The sequence below is a fragment of the Alkaliphilus hydrothermalis genome (assembly GCF_016908555.1).
GTDB classification, from domain to species: Bacteria; Bacillota; Clostridia; order Peptostreptococcales; family Natronincolaceae; genus Alkaliphilus; species Alkaliphilus hydrothermalis.
In genome coordinates this window covers 26,705-41,952 of sequence record NZ_JAFBEE010000017.1, presented here as the reverse complement: position 1 = coordinate 41,952, position 15,248 = coordinate 26,705, and the positions used below count along the sequence as shown (strand labels likewise).

The following is a 15,248-nucleotide window of genomic DNA, read 5'->3' as shown; positions in this document are numbered from 1 at the left end:
CTACTATTATAGATCCCTCGTCTTCTCAGTCCCCAATATCGCCATTGCTTCCTTGTAGTTTGGACAGATTTTCCCCACCAAACGCCAAAAGGAACGGTCATGATTCATATGGACTAAATGACATAACTCGTGGACCACCACATAATCAATAGCATATAGAGGAAACATCAACAGCTTCCAATGGAAGGTCAGATGTTTTTTAGAGTTACAGCTCCCCCATTTTTTACTATCATTTTCTATGGAGAAGGATTTGTATTTTACTTTGAATTGGGGCTGATAAAACTTTAGTCTTTCTTCTATAACCCTTTTGCTTTCCTTAGTATAGAAGGATTTGAGGGCATCATTAATATTTATTTCTCCTTCCTCTGGGGTAATACAGGTAAAGGCTTCACCATCCCATTGGATCGTAACTTTTTTTACTGATGGGTCAACTATTGTATATAAAGGGTATGGATTCCCTAGATAATAGCAATGGAATTGAGGTTGTTGTTTCATGTTCTACTCCTTATTTTTTAGCTAATTTGATTTAAATAATATTTCTACTTAACTTCTATACACATTTGATTCTACATTCTAGACATATTTCCTTTCTCTCTAACCGTTTTATTCAGAGAATTAGACGAAAAGTGATTCTCCCTAGCGTTTTGTTATGATAAAATACATCTGAAGGTTCAATTTTTGAATATATCCAACATTTTGCTTTTAGCTTACAAAAGGGAGTTGATTGTTATCAAGAAAAAAAATTCGCCACTATTTAGAACAAACTTTGATTATGAAGAGGACCCCTACGATCAGTTGAATAATCTACAGAGACAAAATAAGAATAATCAATCCTTTACCAACAAAGGGACCATGAAAAAGTTTGAATTTGATTATGAAGAAGATCCATATGAACCTGAAAATAACAGGTAGGGGCTTTTTAGGAGGAAGACTATGCCAGTGAAAAATTATGGTGTACTGAAGGGGTCTGTAATTGCTGGAAAACCCGAAAGAAATAAGCATACCCCCCATTATCAAATCCACATGGAAGGAGAAGATAATATTTATTATCGGGTGGCTATTAATGTATTGTCCAGTTGTGAAGAATCGAAGGTCTTATATTTAGCTGCTGAAGAATTTAACTCAAGTTTATTTTCTCTTCTTCCAACCTTATCAAATGGCTTTACTAGAGTTGATAGTACTAATAAAGAGCTTGCCATTGACTATATTCGTAGCAAATTGTTTGATTCCGCTAAGATGAAGCCCTTAATGCATCATATCGAAGGTCCCAACAATGATTTAAACGACTTAATTGATAACCATATAAAAAAAGCACAGGCTGAAAAAGCAACTGTGTATATCTATGGATCTAAATTTATTTCGAAGAGCAAAGATTATGTGTTTGGGTTCCAGCCAACTAATGGTATCCACAACATTCATATGAACCAAGGGAATCTAGGAAAATTTTACAATGATAATGGCACCTTTCAAGATGGATGTATTTTAATCCAATATGAAACCATCTGGGTCGGTATTTTTTTAGCTTTCTTTTGCCAGTCTTGGTGTACAGATGAAGATGGTAATCCCATAATCATGTGTAGACATAATGAAGTAAACCTAATACTTTAAAAATATGATTTCCCTATAATATAAGAACACTTTACTAAGATTCCTCAAAGTAAAGTGTTCCTTGTTTTATTCATTATTTGTTAATCTTGGTATCCTGATAATTGTTGTGATGCAGAGTTTAAAGAATTGATTGCTTGTTGAATCTTGTTCTTATTGTCTGGCTTTTCAGCTGCATTAAGAGCTTGTTGTAATGTATTCACTGTAGATTGTACAGATGACATACTTTGGTCTACGTATTGTTTAGCTTTTGGCATGTACTCCACCTCCTTTAATACTGATTCGATAATATTATCTACAGCAGAGGCGAGTTATATCCCTAATTTAATTTGTGATTTTTTTTACATCTAATGACATGTATGCTTGTGATACCTACAAACCCCACCAACATAAGTCTCCAATACAGTTACATCCTTCAACTCCAGCTCTGGGATCGCCTTAATATCCTCCTTAAGTACAATAAAATCAGCAAGATATCCCTCTTGGATTTTCCCCTTAATGTTCTCCTCAAAGGTGGCATAGCTGGCTCCTGTGGTATATAACCCTATAGCTTCTTCTAGCGTCAAACATTCTTGAGGATTCCATCCTGCCTCAGGCTTACCTTCGTAGTCCTTTCGAGTCACCCCACCATAGATTCCTAAGAAAGGATTGAAGGATTCAATAGGGCAATCAGACCCACCTGCCACATGTACTCCAGAGTGAAGCATAGATTTCCAAGCGTAACTTTCCCTAGCCCTGTTTTCTCCAACCCTTGCCTCCACCATTTTTAGATCCGTTGGCAGGAATCCTGGTTGAATATCACCGATTACGTTTAATTTAGCCATACGATTTATGATTTCTTGATCGGTAATCTGACAATGGATAATTCTAGGTCTTCTATCATTACCTTTGCCAAAAATTTCTTCATAGATATCCAATAGCTGAATCATGGTTTGGTCTCCAATAGCATGGACAGCCAGCTGTAGATTATTTTCTGTGGCGTATCTTAAATGTTCCTTTAGTTTTTGATCCTCAAATATCAATATCCCCTTATTCTCTGGATCATCGGCATAGCCTTCCCTGAGGGCTGCTGTTCGTCCCCCTAAGGAGCCATCCGCCAACATCTTTAAGGGGCCAAATTTCAGCAGATTGCTTCCCATACCCGAATGATAGCCTAAATCAATTAATCTTTGAAGTTTATCCTTTTCCTGCAGTAGCATTTGAAGGTTGATTCTAAGATTTAAATTACCCTCCTGCTCCAACTCTTGATAAGCAGTAATCATCTTTTTAAAATCCTCCACCTGTCCAAAATCCTCCGTTTGGATTGAGGTTAATCCTACCTTTAGGGCGTCCTCTACTGCCGATTGGATTACCTTCTTTATTTGGTGAACCTCTGTCACACTTGGAATCTTTTCGTATGCCAGCCACAATCCATTTTCCCTCAAGATGCCATTGGGCTTTTGAGTGTTTGGATAACGATCAATCTTACCCCCCTCTGGGTCTGGAGTTTTTTCGTTGACTCCAGCCACCTCTAGGGCTTTACTATTTACTGCACAGATATGATAACAAGCCCTCGAAAGATATATGGGATACGCTGTCGTGATGGTATCTAAAAAATCTGCTGTTGGGAGCTTTGATTGGTCAAAATTTTCTTCATTCCAACCATGTCCTACAATCCATTCACCGAAATAGTTTTCCTCTAGATTATCTATGTAGGATTTGATGGTACTTCCCACCTCTTCTAGGGACTTACAATTTCTTAAGTCCACCTTTTTCGTAGAAAGGCCATAGCTTACTAAATGCATGTGACTATCATTAAAACCAGGTAGCACCCATTTCCCCTCCAGATCCACAACTGCTGTTTCATCATCCTTTAAAGCCAAAAGTTCTTCATTTGAGGCAACCCTTTTAAAAATTTCTCCCTCTACTAAAAAACCCTCTGCCATTTCTCCATCCTGCATTGTCATTACTTTACCATTAATAAAAATCTTTCTCATATTTCCCCCTCCTTAGCGTATCGAAATAATCTCCTTAAATTATACTAACATACTTTTTATTTCTTTAGAATATTTTCGCTTTTATGGTCTAATACTTTTTATATTGGAGACCTTTAAAGCATAGGATTAAAATTTAAAATTTAAACTGATTAATAACAGAGGAGATGGTTGTATGAAGGAAAAAGCTATTGAAATGTTAGAAAAAAGAGGTGTTTCCCTAACCGATTTGGCTAAGCTTGCCTATGATCTTCAAATAGATTATATACCGGATATTACTATAGAGGCTACCATGGAGAATATCCACAAGGTATTGGAAAAAAGAGAGGTTCAAAATGCTATATTAACGGGGATTGCCATAGATCAGCTGGCAGAAAGAAATCTTTTTGAAGAGCCTCTATTATCAATCCTAAAAAGAGATGATTCCCTCTATGGGATTGATGAGATTCTAGCCCTTAGTATTACCAACATCTATGGTTCAATCGGCTTAACTAATTTTGGGCACTTGGACAAGATTAAGCCTGGTATTATCGGAAAAGTCAATGACGCTAAAGGTGGTCAGGTGAATACATTTTTAGATGATTTATTGTCTGGTATTGTGGCTGCTGCCTGCTCTAGGATGGCCCATGCCTTTGGAGATTTTGACATTAAATAAAGTCAGTGTGCATAATTTACAAAATTTTAGGCAATCCTATAATGTAATGTAAATTGGGAAGGATTGGAGGAGGCCATGATGGATTCAAAATATAAAGGAACCCTATTAGAAAAAAAATTAGAAAATAATTTACTACAGCTAAAAGAAGTCTTCAAAGATAGCTATGACATTATCTATAGGGAATTGAGATTAAATTATCATGGTAAGATTGTGAATCTAGTCCTTGTATTCAATTCCAATTTAGTGGATGCCCAAACCATAAATGAAAATATCATTAAGCCCATAATTCACTTTAATCCTGTGAAAGAAAGAACAATCATTAAGCAACTTCATTTAGATATTTTAAAGGATGTTATCCCTATAAATGGTATAGCTCAAGTAAGAGATTATGATAAAATAATCAACGCAATCTTCTCAGGCAATAGTTTAATGATAGTTAATGGCATTGATGAGGGCTTGCTACTAAATACAAAAGAATGGCCCGAAAGATCTGTTGAAGAGCCAGATGCTGAGAGTGTCGTTCGTGGGTCTCGAGAAGGATTTACTGAGAGTATCTCTACGAATACAGGTCTAATTCGGCGAAAACTGAAGGATCCTGCCCTCAAAGCCCAGCAGCTACAGGCAGGGAGCAGAAGTAAAACAAATATCAATGTTTTGTACATGGAGGATATAGTCAATAAGCAACTATTAGATGAAGTGCTTTCTGCACTACAGGACATTGAGATAGATGGTGTATTTGAAAGTGGTTATGTGGAACAGTTATTAGAAGATCATCCCTATTCTCCCTTCCCTCAATTTCAAATAACCGAACGCCCTGATAAAGTCTGTGGCAATTTATTAGAAGGTAAAATCGCCCTAATTATAGATGGTGCCCCACAGGTACTGATATTACCAACTACTTTTTTTCAGTTGTTCCAGTCTCCTGAAGATTATTATGAAAGGACCATTTATGGTAGCTTAACAAGATGGATAAGATATCTGGGTTTTTTTATAGCCACATCCTTTCCAGCTATTTATGTAGCCCTTATTTCCTTTCATCAGCAAATGCTCCCTACAGATTTAATCTTGGATTTATCTAAAACCAGGGCCCAGATTCCCTTTCCACCTGTGATTGAAGCACTCTTAATGGAACTTACGATAGAATTACTCAGGGAAGCCAGCGCTAGATTACCCAAGACTATTGGACAAATCATTGGTATAGTCGGGGCCATCGTAATAGGTGACGCCGCTGTAAGCGCCAACCTAGTCAGCCCTGTTATGGTGATTATTGTTGCCATAACCGCCCTAGGAAGTTATGTACTTCCCCAATACAGTACCACTTTTCCTTTAAGGTTCCTGCGCTTTCCGATGATCCTTCTTGCAGCATCCTTTGGAGCCTTTGGGATCATCATCACATGGTCATGGATTATTGTACACCTATGCAGCCTATCTTCCTTTGGTTATCCTTATCTTTCTCCCTTGGCTCCGATATCCTCTGAATTGACAAGGGATGCTGCTATCAGGAAACCCCTGTGGGGGTTCCGAAAAAGACCTCAGTCTGCAAATAAAAAAAATTACAATAGGTGGTAAAGGAGGAACTGCAATGTATCGTAAACATACAAATGGTGAAATATCAGCCAATCAAGCTTTTATTATCATCATCAGTATAATGATCGGGACAGGCGTGTTAGGCTTGTCCCGAGTAGTTTCCCAAGTATCTAAACAGGATGCATGGATCTCTGTATTAATCAATGGAATACTCATTAGCTTGATTACAATGGCAATCGTCTATGTTGCCAGTCGGTTTCCTCAAGATAATTTCCTACAATACTCTAGTAGGCTTCTGAGTAAACCGATAGGATACATCATTACCATATCCTTTGCCTTGTATGGTCTATTGGCTACTGCAACAATCATTCGTTTTCTAACTGAGATGATTTTAACTTGGTTCTTACCCGATACGCCAATATATGTAATCATCTTTTTAATTATCGCAACTTCAGTGTATATGTTAAGCCATGGTCTAACAGTTTTGGCAAGATTCAATGAAGTAATTATATTTTTGCTAGTTCCCCTCGCTTTACTAGTGGCTGTTGGAATACCAGAGATTCGATTAGTTAACTTAAGACCTATAGGAGGTACTGGCTTAAAATCTATTCTTTCGGGGGTAGTTCCTTCCTTTTTCGCCTTTGGTGGCTATGAAGTCATGTTAGTATATTATCCTTATATCTCCGATAAGGAAAAGCCAGTCGCTAAATATTCCATGATTTCAGTGATCATCGTTACGCTTTTTTATACAACTACGGTTATCTCTCAAATGGCTTTATTTGGTCCTGAGGAGCTGCAGCGGGTTTTGTATCCCTCCATTAATTACTTGAGGGCCTATGATTTCCCAATCATAGAAAGAATGGAGCTCTTTTTCACTATATTCTGGCTCTTTACTGTACTGGGTACTATTGGATTACAATACTTTGCTGGCTGTAGTTTACTACAGTCAATCTTTAAAACCAAGACAACTGGCTTTTTTGTGTTTCTACAATCCCCTATTTTGTTTGTTCTTACTTTGTTACCTAGAAATACACCTCAAGTCGTTGAAATTGGAGGTATCATTGGCAAAGCAAATATTTTCTTTGGCCTACTCCTACCGCTTCTTCTATTAATTATGGTATTCGTTCATGGAGGGAAGAGTAAACATGAAAAAAATAGCTAAGATCCTTATAATCTTCTTGTTAACCGTTCCTTTAACTTCCTGCTGGGACTCACAAGACTTAGAAGAATTACTGATTGTTTATGGAATTGGTATTGATGTTAGTGATGAGAATCCTGAAAAGTATGTTGTTACTATTGAGTTTCCCACAGTAATTGATGAAGCTCCCGAAAGTAAGTATCAAATTTCAGCGAAGGTTAATTCATTATCTGATGCAAAAAGCAATTTCCAGCTCAAAGTCTATCGTAAAATATCCTATGGAAATACTAGAGTTATTGTATTCTCTGAGGAAGCAGCAAAACAGGGCATAATGAAGCATATTGACTGTATGCTTAGGGAGCCTATTTTCCCAGGCACCACTCGATTTGCAGTTTCTGATATTGAAACGAAAGAGCTCTTTGATATGGACCCTCCAGTCTCCCTGTTTATCAGTACCTATTTATTTCGTGCCATTGAGCAAAGCCATAATGCAACACAAGTGCCCTTCACAACCTTGAGGAATTTCCACCACCAATACTTTACTAGTGGAATAGACCCTATCCTCCCCTACATTAAATACGATGCTGATACGAATATTACAGAAGTCTCATCTACAGCTCTCTTTAAAGGGGATCAGTTGATACACATTTTAATGGATGAATACTCTAGGTTTCTCATGATTTTAAAAGGGGAAATACTCAGTGGTTTTTTTGTTGTGAACAATGAAGATGTTAAAGATCTTGATGGAAATCTCGGAATAAGATTTACAGGAGGTAATACCAAGATAAAGACCGAACTAAGAGATTCCGAGTTGTATATTAATCAGACGGTCAAAATAGATGCAAATCTTACGGAATACACACGTGTTGAATCCGTATTTAATGTAAAGAAAATACAGGAAATTGAAACAATCCTCTCCAAATATTTCAAAGACAAGTTGCTGGAAACAGCTAAGCAATTGCAAGAGCTAAAGACCGACAGTGTTGGGTATGGACTCTATGTACGGGCCAACCATCCCGATTTTTTTGATGCAATCACTTGGGCCGACGATTTTTCTAATGCAACCATAAACATAGATGTTAAATTAAAGATTGATACAGTTGGCATCACCCATTAAAACTCCTTGTAAAAACAACACCCAGCCGATCAATGCTATTGGGTGTTGTTTGAAATTATTTATTTTTTTAACAGTTCCTCTACAATACTACAACTATTTTGGTATAATATGTATAAATGAAACATTTGCAATTCATTGGAGAGGAGATTGTAAAAAATGGAAAATGTCAATGAAGCACTCATTAAACCCGTAGCAGCGAAAGAAAGAGTTAAGGAAATGGATCTTATCAGGGGCTTCGCTTTATTTGGAGTACTATTGGTGAACTTAGCCATGATTAACACCACCCTATTCACGCAGATGGCATTAAAATCCCCCCTATCAAATCCACTGTCGTTGGAGGGAGGCTTGAATCGTTTGGCTGGCCTCCTTATTCAAATTCTTGCTGAGGGAAAGTTTTACACTATTTTTTCATTTCTATTTGGTTTGGGATTTTATGTTTTTATGGAACGGGCAGCAATCAAGCACCCTAAGCCTACCCGTTTGTTTCTCCGTCGTTCTTTTTTTCTTTTGATTTTCGGAATACTGCACTTTTCATTGGTATGGTACGGTGATATACTCCACGTATACGGCATCATAGGCTTTTTATTGCTAATGTTTAGAAATCGTAAGTTGAAAACCATCAGAAATTGGATCTTTATTTTACTGATCCTATCCACTTTTATTTTTACCTCCTTAACTTTCCTAAACGAACTCGTCATGGTGGTAATGGACCCTCAGTATATAGAGGAGTATCAGACTACCATCTATACCCAAATGGATGAATCATTGATGGTGTACCAATCAGGCTCTTATATAGATGTGCTAAGCTATCGTCTAAAAAATGAAGCAGGGTATACAATAAAAAACCTTCTATTTCTAATCCCTAAAATTTTAGGCATGTTCTTAATCGGACTTTATGTGGGAAAAAAAGGAGTGCTGGAGAATGTTAAGGAGCATTTATCTTTAATCAAAAAGACCTGCCTATGGGCGGGGATAGGTTTTGCTATATCCACAATTATCTTCAGCATTTTTAAATATGATCTTGTTACTGTCAGTACTCTATTAGCCGAGCCAATGGCCATTTTACTACAGGAGATATCTACTGTTTTCGGGTCTGTCTTCTACATCACCTCCCTTGTCCTTCTGTGGCAGAAGCCCAAGTTTGCAAAGTATTTACAGCCCCTTACCTCCATGGGGCAAATGGCCTTAACTAACTATCTAGTTCAATGTATTGTTGCCTCCTTCATTTTCTACGGCTATGGCCTAGGACTATTAAATCGTGTAGGATTAGCTGTAGGAGTATTGATTACCTTTGTCATCTATGGCATACAATTAATCTATAGCAAGGCTTGGTTAGCAAAGCACAAGTACGGTCCCTTTGAATGGGTGTGGAGGAAGCTCACCTACGGAGGTACCCTCTAAAAATAAGAAACCCCCTAAGCAAATAAGATAAAAAACCACAAAAATAAGACTGCTGTTAAACCAATGGTTTTCAGCAGTCATTTTTTTAGGGGTAGTAGACTATTATTCACTCATCCAGCTACAATATTTTGATAGTTATTAAGTATATTATTAATTTCTGTAGTCAGCACCTCTATTTGATGGGGGTGTTCTATCAAGTCTACTTGATCTATATTAACAACCAGCACAGGGGATTCCTTGTAGTTGCTAATCCACTCTTTATATCGATTGTGCAGACCTAACCAATATTCAGTAGGAATCTTTTTCTCCATTTCTCTACCTCTTTGGTTGATCCGACTTAAAATTGTTTCAATACTCCCATCGAGATAAATCATTAAATCAGGTTTTACAAGATATGGGGTCATCATGCAATGGAAAAGCTCTGAGTAAGTGTCAAAATCCCGTTGGGACATCTTTTCTGTTTCGTAAAGGGATTTAGCAAAAATCTCCACATCCTCATAGATACTTCTATCCTGTATATGGTTCTCATTTAATTCACCAATTCTCTTTTGATCTTGAAATCTTTGACTTAAGAAATACAGCTGCAAGTGGAAGCTCCAACGGGCTTGGTCAGCATAAAAATCCTCAAGGTATGGATTTCCAACAACCTTTTCATAACTGGTATTAAACTTTAAGGCATTCCCTATTATATTTGTAAAGGTGGATTTGCCAGCCCCAACATTTCCTGATATGGTAATGAAATAACCATCATTTGGCTTTCGATTTTTCGGTACATATTCATCGTGTACAATTAGTTTTGTCAGCATCATTTTACCTCCCTTAGTGGCGCAGTACCTTCCACTACTCTGTTGATTTCCTGTAGGATGTATTCCAGATCCTTTGGATTATTAATAAAGTCTTTGTTGTCTACATTCACAGGAATTAGCTTTGGAATCTTTGTGGTAAAGTAATGCTTTAATGAACAGGGAGCAAAGTAATGCTCATACTCATTACTTAAGTTTTGTATGTACTGCCTACTCATATTTCTTTCAAAGGGTCTGTCCCTCAATTCTATACGCTTCATTAGTAAATCAGTATGCCCATGTAGATATATGATAATATCTGGTTGTGGGAGACTTTCCACCAAGATAGAATATACTTGCTTATATTTTTGAAACTGATTAAGGTTTAGGGTCAGTCCTGCAAAGATTAGGTTCTTGATGATATTATAGTCAGCTACCACCGATACACCCTTCGCCAGTTTATGCTCTTCAACATCCTCCAGTTGCTTAATTCGATTACATAAGAAAAACATTTCTGTTTGGAATGCGTACTCTTCTATATTTTCATAAAAGTTTTTTAGGTAAGGATTTTCCTCTACGATTTCTCTAAGGGAAAAGGCATTCAGATGTTTTGATAAAATCTTTGTAAGGGTGGTTTTTCCTACACCAATAGGTCCCTCAACAGAAATAAATAGCTTCTTGGCAACACTTTGATTAGCTTCAGACATTTATATTCCCTCCATACTATATTTTGTATGCAAAGTATATATTACTACTTTATATGGTAGGATACAAATGTTATCTCCCCCTATAGGGTACAAAAAATGAATAGTCTCGACTTTATTCTTCTTTTTTCTCTGATTTCCATAAAGAGTTGATGTCGACTAAGAAATATTAACCTTGATAAGCTTTGGAAACCTATGGTATGGTAAGAATATTGATTAGATGGATTAGGAGGAATGAAAAATGGCTTTAGGTCTTGCAATGATTATTCTTTTAGGGCTTACATTTAATAGCCTCTTTGAAAAAATAAAGCTCCCAGGACTTTTGGGGATGTTGATGTTGGGAATCTTGATGGGCCCATATGGTCTAAACTTAATTAATGAAGAACTACTAACAATCTCAGCTGATCTTCGGAGAATTGCTCTAATCATCATTCTGTTAAGGGCAGGATTAGGTCTTAACAAAGGGACATTAAACAAAGTCGGTGTCCCAGCCATCAAAATGAGTTTTATCCCTGGTCTCCTTGAAGGATTTACCATCATGGTGATTGCACGATATTTGATAAGGTTCTCCTACATAGAGGCTGGTATCCTTGGATTCATCATTGCTGCTGTTTCTCCAGCGGTGATTGTTCCTCAAATGCTGGATTTGATAAATCGTAAAATTGGAGAGGATAAGGGGATTCCTACATTGATTTTGGCAGGGGCTTCTGTGGATGATGTGATTGCTATTACCCTCTTCACTACTTTTCTAGGATTGTATGGGGGAAATCATATTAACCTATTGAGACAGCTATTCAATATTCCTTTATCTATCGTCCTTGGGATTGTTTTAGGGGTATTGTTGGGGCTTCTACTTGTGCACCTGTTTAGAAAATATTCCATGAGGGATACCAACAAGGCCTTGGTTATCCTAGGGACTGCTATTGTTTTTAATAGCCTAGAGGCCCCATTAGAGGGCTTAGTCCCCATCGCCAGCCTACTGGGGGTAATGACCATCGGTTTTGTTCTAATGGAGAAATATCCTGAGGTTGCCCCACGGGTGGGTAGTAAGTTTAATAAGATTTGGGTATTTGCTCAAATCATGTTGTTTGTACTGGTGGGGGCAGAGGTGAATATTTATGTGGCCATTGATTCAGGTTTTGTCGGCATAATCATTATCACAATTGGTCTAGTGGCTAGGAGTATCGGGGTACTGATTTCCCTTGCTGGTACAAATCTCAACAGGAAGGAGCGGCTTTTTTGTGTAATTTCTTATATTCCTAAAGCCACTGTTCAAGCCGCCATTGGAGCTGTACCGCTGGCTATGGGGGTGCAATCTGGTGAAGTGATTTTGGCAATCGCTGTCCTTTCTATATTGGTGACTGCACCCTTAGGGGCGATTGGGATCAAGGCTACTGGGGAAAGATGGTTGAGAAGTGTGGGGTGACTGAAGGGGCAAAAAAAAAGGATACCCCTATCTGTTGGATAGGGGATACCTTACGTTACTTTTTTGTTATAGTTACCTTATAGCCTTCTGACATGCCATAATGTATATACAGGTTATCATAGATTTAAACAGATGTCAATTATTTTCCTATTAATATTTTAATTATTCCGACTTATCGTCGAAAGGAGGTAGAGTTATATTGGAGTTATAGTATCCTTAAACCTTCTGACATGCTATAATTATAAAAAGCAATTCAAATGTGATGGAGGAATTATAGTATCCTTAAACCTTCTGACATGCTATAATCCTTTGCTCACTTTCCCTATACACCAAAGAGTTATAGTATCCTTAAACCTTCTGACATGCTATAATTTTTTTTTAATTATTGCTACACTAATATTAGTTATAGTATCCTTAAACCTTCTGACATGCTATAATAAAGAAATGTTAGGCCATAGCAGCATAGAAGTTATAGTATCCTTAAACCTTCTGACATGCTATAATTTGCTCTGTTACCATGAACACCACCTCCCTGTTATAGTATCCTTAAACCTTCTGACATGCTATAATAATGAATATAATATCAATAGCAACAAAAGCGTTATAGTATCCTTAGACCTTCTGACATGCTATAATTTTCTTAGGCCAAACTAAGGCAGCCTGCGCGTTATAGTATCCTTAAACCTTCTGACATGCTATAATTTAACCAGTTGAGTCACCTTCCTTTATTAGGTTATAGTATCCTTAAACCTTCTGACATGCTATAATTCCCAGCAACTAACACTGCACTATTATCTTGTTATAGTATCCTTAAAGCTTCTGACATGCTATAATTCCTTCATTCTTTTAAGTACTTCTTCCTCTGTTATAGTATCCTTAAACCTTCTGACATGCTATAATTCTAATATGCCAGACGTAGCAGACTTAATCGTTATAGTATCCTTAAACCTTCTGACATGCTATAATTTCAGCTTAATTAAGAATGTAGCCGAGAGTGTTATAGTATCCTTAAACCTTCTGACATGCTATAATTGAGATAGCAAAGCATATTCAGTTACCTGTTATAGTATCCTTAAACCTTCTGACATGCTATAATCATCAATGCTAAGTTGTCCAAGGGCATCCAGTTATAGTATCCTTAAACCTTCTGACATGCTATAATAGGCTGAGCAGGAAGCAAAAAGAGTTATTAGTTATAGTATCCTTAAACCTTCTGACATGCTATAATAAACACAAAGGGGAAAGAGGGCAAGATAGAGTTATAGTATCCTTAAACCTTCTGACATGCTATAATCCAAGTTTTTTCTTAGTGAATTGTGTGATAGTTATAGTATCCTTAAACCTTCTGACATGCTATAATAACCTATAAAATGGGCTCAGTAGCCTTTAAGTTATAGTATCCTTAAACCTTCTGACATGCTATAATCATTATAGAATAATATATGATACAATGATTGTTATAGTATCCTTAAACCTTCTGACATGCTATAATATTATTTATAGTTGCATAGTCTTTAACTACGTTATAGTATCCTTAAACCTTCTGACATGCTATAATAACCGAGTGAGAGAAATAATGTTGATACCAGTTATAGTATCCTTAAACCTTCTGACATGCTATAATTGCAAGGTGCATGGGCTAAGTTTGTGGACGGTTATAGTATCCTTAAACCTTCTGACATGCTATAATAGCACAAGGCAAAACCCTTGAAATATCAAATGTTTCAAGGGTTTTATTCTTGAAATTTAGAACAAACTTAGCTGTTCAACTCTAATTTTCTCTTCTTTTTTTGATGGTTTACCTAACAGTAACAACATGCTGGCAAATTGCTTTTCAGTTATGGTTAAGCATCTTATAGCCCCTCTTGGTGGTAGATTACATTTTAATCTTTTTATATGCTTATCCACAGAGTCTAATCCATTGCAAATCCTCATATAGATTGAGTATTGCATCATATCATAACCATCCTCAATTAAAAACTTTCTGAACCTTTGGTATTCCTTTCGTTCCTTTTCCTCTTTTGTAGGCAGATCAAACAATACTAGTATTCGCATAAACTTACTCATAACTATGGAGTTCCAGAGGAATAAGCTCTGGTAATTTTAAACTCTCGAAATTCATATTATTACAAGCACTAACAAAAGAGGAAATCATCATATCAATCGACCTTAATATTTTTTGCTTTTTCCCATCAAATAGACAATCGTAGTTTAGTATATTTAGTAAATTACTCCTTATACTTCTACTAAATTCTGTACCTTCGTCAATATTTTCTACAACCCAAAGATCAACAAAAGGTCTATAGGCTTCAATAAAATCATCTGCCAAGTTAAAATTATTTAACTCACTACAATGGTGTATTCCTAAAGCTGGTATAAATCCATAGGCTGTCAAAGTTCTAGCTATAGCACCTCTTAAGATGGCATATCCAAAATTTAAAGCAGCATTTGTTGTATCATCACCATGTCTCGTAAAGTTCTCAAATAAGCAGTTGAAATATAGCTTTGCAGCATAGGCTTCCCTATTAGTCTTATCGCCTGATTGTACCTGCGTAGCTATTTGACACAACTGGTTGTATCCAACTCTTTTAAGCAACCTTAGACATTCTGACTGATTAGTGATTTTTTGCTTTATAATCATTTGCCAACATCTGTTTATAAAAGGTTTCGATAAACTAATTTGTGTATTTAATATTTTATTTTGTCGACTATGAGATTGGAAAGGTATTACAACACTATTAGGGATATGTTTTTCATCACAGAAAAAAACAGCAATTTTATCATCTGCTAACCTACTCATTAAGGCTGTTGTAATTGTGGCTTGACTTGTCTCTATTACAATAACAGAAATATCTTCTAATGGTATTGGTATACTCTCAGCCCCTTGCTGTATCACTAATTGATTCTTGCTTACTTTCAA

At 36.7% G+C, this 15,248-nt stretch carries 15 protein-coding genes and 1 CRISPR repeat array; of the genes, 8 read left to right on the top strand and 7 right to left on the bottom strand.

Features of this window, described 5'->3' with window-relative positions:
- Positions 1-6: 6 nt before the first annotated feature.
- Positions 7-495 carry a M48 family metallopeptidase gene (locus tag JOC73_RS11500; protein ID WP_204403356.1) on the bottom strand — a complete coding sequence of 163 codons (489 nt, stop codon included), beginning with the start codon at positions 493-495 and terminating at the stop codon, positions 7-9.
- Between the two features lie 183 nt (positions 496-678).
- Here JOC73_RS11500 and JOC73_RS11495 point away from each other — a divergent pair, with 183 nt between their 5' ends.
- Together JOC73_RS11495 and JOC73_RS11490 are read left to right on the top strand one after the other, a co-directional pair.
- Entirely contained in the window at positions 679-912 is a 234-nt protein-coding gene (locus JOC73_RS11495) for a hypothetical protein (protein ID WP_204403353.1), read from the top strand.
- 21 nt (positions 913-933) lie between these two features.
- Complete coding sequence (locus JOC73_RS11490) at positions 934-1,608, top strand: YukJ family protein (protein ID WP_204403351.1); 675 nt, start codon at positions 934-936, stop codon at positions 1,606-1,608.
- An 80-nt stretch (positions 1,609-1,688) separates the two neighbouring features.
- Here the strand turns inward: JOC73_RS11490 and JOC73_RS11485 are convergent, their stop codons facing one another.
- Positions 1,689-1,862 (bottom strand): hypothetical protein, encoded by a 174-nt coding sequence (locus JOC73_RS11485; RefSeq protein ID WP_204403349.1) that lies wholly within the window; start codon positions 1,860-1,862, stop codon positions 1,689-1,691.
- 90 nt (positions 1,863-1,952) lie between these two features.
- Complete coding sequence (locus tag JOC73_RS11480) at positions 1,953-3,581, bottom strand: amidohydrolase (protein ID WP_204403346.1); 1,629 nt, start codon at positions 3,579-3,581, stop codon at positions 1,953-1,955.
- A 172-nt stretch (positions 3,582-3,753) separates the two neighbouring features.
- Between JOC73_RS11480 and JOC73_RS11475 the strand changes: the two genes are divergently transcribed.
- The 5 genes from JOC73_RS11475 to JOC73_RS11455 all read left to right on the top strand — a co-directional run bounded on the left by JOC73_RS11475 (position 3,754) and on the right by JOC73_RS11455 (position 9,416).
- Positions 3,754-4,233, top strand: coding sequence for a phosphatidylglycerophosphatase A family protein (locus tag JOC73_RS11475; protein WP_204403344.1), 480 nt, complete (start codon positions 3,754-3,756; stop codon positions 4,231-4,233).
- A 78-nt stretch (positions 4,234-4,311) separates the two neighbouring features.
- Complete coding sequence (locus tag JOC73_RS11470; RefSeq protein ID WP_243427956.1) at positions 4,312-5,802, top strand: spore germination protein; 1,491 nt, start codon at positions 4,312-4,314, stop codon at positions 5,800-5,802.
- A 13-nt stretch (positions 5,803-5,815) separates the two neighbouring features.
- The gene (locus JOC73_RS11465; protein WP_204403340.1) at positions 5,816-6,922 is read left to right on the top strand and encodes a GerAB/ArcD/ProY family transporter; all 1,107 of its coding nucleotides are present in this window, start codon (positions 5,816-5,818) and stop codon (positions 6,920-6,922) included.
- Positions 6,906-8,015, top strand: coding sequence for a Ger(x)C family spore germination protein (locus tag JOC73_RS11460; protein ID WP_204403338.1), 1,110 nt, complete (start codon positions 6,906-6,908; stop codon positions 8,013-8,015). Before JOC73_RS11465 ends, JOC73_RS11460 begins: the two co-directional genes overlap by 17 nt.
- A 156-nt stretch (positions 8,016-8,171) precedes the next feature.
- Positions 8,172-9,416, top strand: coding sequence for a DUF418 domain-containing protein (locus JOC73_RS11455; protein WP_204403336.1), 1,245 nt, complete (start codon positions 8,172-8,174; stop codon positions 9,414-9,416).
- A gap of 110 nt (positions 9,417-9,526) precedes the next feature.
- Here JOC73_RS11455 and JOC73_RS11450 read toward each other — a convergent pair whose 3' ends face one another.
- Entirely contained in the window at positions 9,527-10,222 is a 696-nt protein-coding gene (locus JOC73_RS11450) for a deoxynucleoside kinase (RefSeq protein WP_204403334.1), read from the bottom strand.
- A complete protein-coding gene (locus tag JOC73_RS11445; RefSeq protein ID WP_204403331.1) occupies positions 10,222-10,905 on the bottom strand; it encodes a deoxynucleoside kinase in 684 nt (227 codons plus the stop codon). Before JOC73_RS11445 ends, JOC73_RS11450 begins: the two co-directional genes overlap by 1 nt.
- Positions 10,906-11,143: 238 nt before the next feature.
- Between JOC73_RS11445 and JOC73_RS11440 the strand changes: the two genes are divergently transcribed.
- Positions 11,144-12,328 (top strand): cation:proton antiporter domain-containing protein, encoded by a 1,185-nt coding sequence (locus JOC73_RS11440; RefSeq protein WP_204403329.1) that lies wholly within the window; start codon positions 11,144-11,146, stop codon positions 12,326-12,328.
- 204 nt (positions 12,329-12,532) lie between these two features.
- Positions 12,533-14,018: direct repeats of the CRISPR family, unit length 36 nt; unit sequence GTTATAGTATCCTTAAACCTTCTGACATGCTATAAT.
- A 56-nt stretch (positions 14,019-14,074) separates the two neighbouring features.
- On the opposite strand, the gene cas2 is transcribed toward JOC73_RS11440, so the two are convergent.
- Together cas2 and cas1 are read right to left on the bottom strand one after the other, a co-directional pair.
- The gene (gene cas2, locus JOC73_RS11435) at positions 14,075-14,395 is read right to left on the bottom strand and encodes a CRISPR-associated endonuclease Cas2 (protein ID WP_204403327.1); all 321 of its coding nucleotides are present in this window, start codon (positions 14,393-14,395) and stop codon (positions 14,075-14,077) included.
- Positions 14,388-15,248 (bottom strand): type II CRISPR-associated endonuclease Cas1, encoded by an 861-nt coding sequence (cas1, locus tag JOC73_RS11430; protein ID WP_243427955.1) that lies wholly within the window; start codon positions 15,246-15,248, stop codon positions 14,388-14,390. Before cas1 ends, cas2 begins: the two co-directional genes overlap by 8 nt.

What these genes read in the sequence shown, in the direction of transcription:
- JOC73_RS11445 (WP_204403331.1), bottom strand. Translation starts at nt 10,905, where the DNA reads ATGTCTGAAGCTAATCAAAGTGTTGCCAAGAAGCTATTTATTTCTGTT.
- JOC73_RS11455 (WP_204403336.1), top strand. Translation starts at nt 8,172, where the DNA reads ATGGAAAATGTCAATGAAGCACTCATTAAACCCGTAGCAGCGAAAGAA.
- JOC73_RS11440 (WP_204403329.1), top strand. Translation starts at nt 11,144, where the DNA reads ATGGCTTTAGGTCTTGCAATGATTATTCTTTTAGGGCTTACATTTAAT.
- JOC73_RS11470 (WP_243427956.1), top strand. Translation starts at nt 4,312, where the DNA reads ATGGATTCAAAATATAAAGGAACCCTATTAGAAAAAAAATTAGAAAAT.
- cas2 (WP_204403327.1), bottom strand. Translation starts at nt 14,395, where the DNA reads ATGAGTAAGTTTATGCGAATACTAGTATTGTTTGATCTGCCTACAAAA.
- JOC73_RS11480 (WP_204403346.1), bottom strand. Translation starts at nt 3,581, where the DNA reads ATGAGAAAGATTTTTATTAATGGTAAAGTAATGACAATGCAGGATGGA.
- JOC73_RS11465 (WP_204403340.1), top strand. Translation starts at nt 5,816, where the DNA reads ATGTATCGTAAACATACAAATGGTGAAATATCAGCCAATCAAGCTTTT.
- JOC73_RS11500 (WP_204403356.1), bottom strand. Translation starts at nt 495, where the DNA reads ATGAAACAACAACCTCAATTCCATTGCTATTATCTAGGGAATCCATAC.
- JOC73_RS11450 (WP_204403334.1), bottom strand. Translation starts at nt 10,222, where the DNA reads ATGCTGACAAAACTAATTGTACACGATGAATATGTACCGAAAAATCGA.
- JOC73_RS11490 (WP_204403351.1), top strand. Translation starts at nt 934, where the DNA reads ATGCCAGTGAAAAATTATGGTGTACTGAAGGGGTCTGTAATTGCTGGA.
- JOC73_RS11485 (WP_204403349.1), bottom strand. Translation starts at nt 1,862, where the DNA reads ATGCCAAAAGCTAAACAATACGTAGACCAAAGTATGTCATCTGTACAA.
- JOC73_RS11460 (WP_204403338.1), top strand. Translation starts at nt 6,906, where the DNA reads ATGAAAAAAATAGCTAAGATCCTTATAATCTTCTTGTTAACCGTTCCT.
- JOC73_RS11475 (WP_204403344.1), top strand. Translation starts at nt 3,754, where the DNA reads ATGAAGGAAAAAGCTATTGAAATGTTAGAAAAAAGAGGTGTTTCCCTA.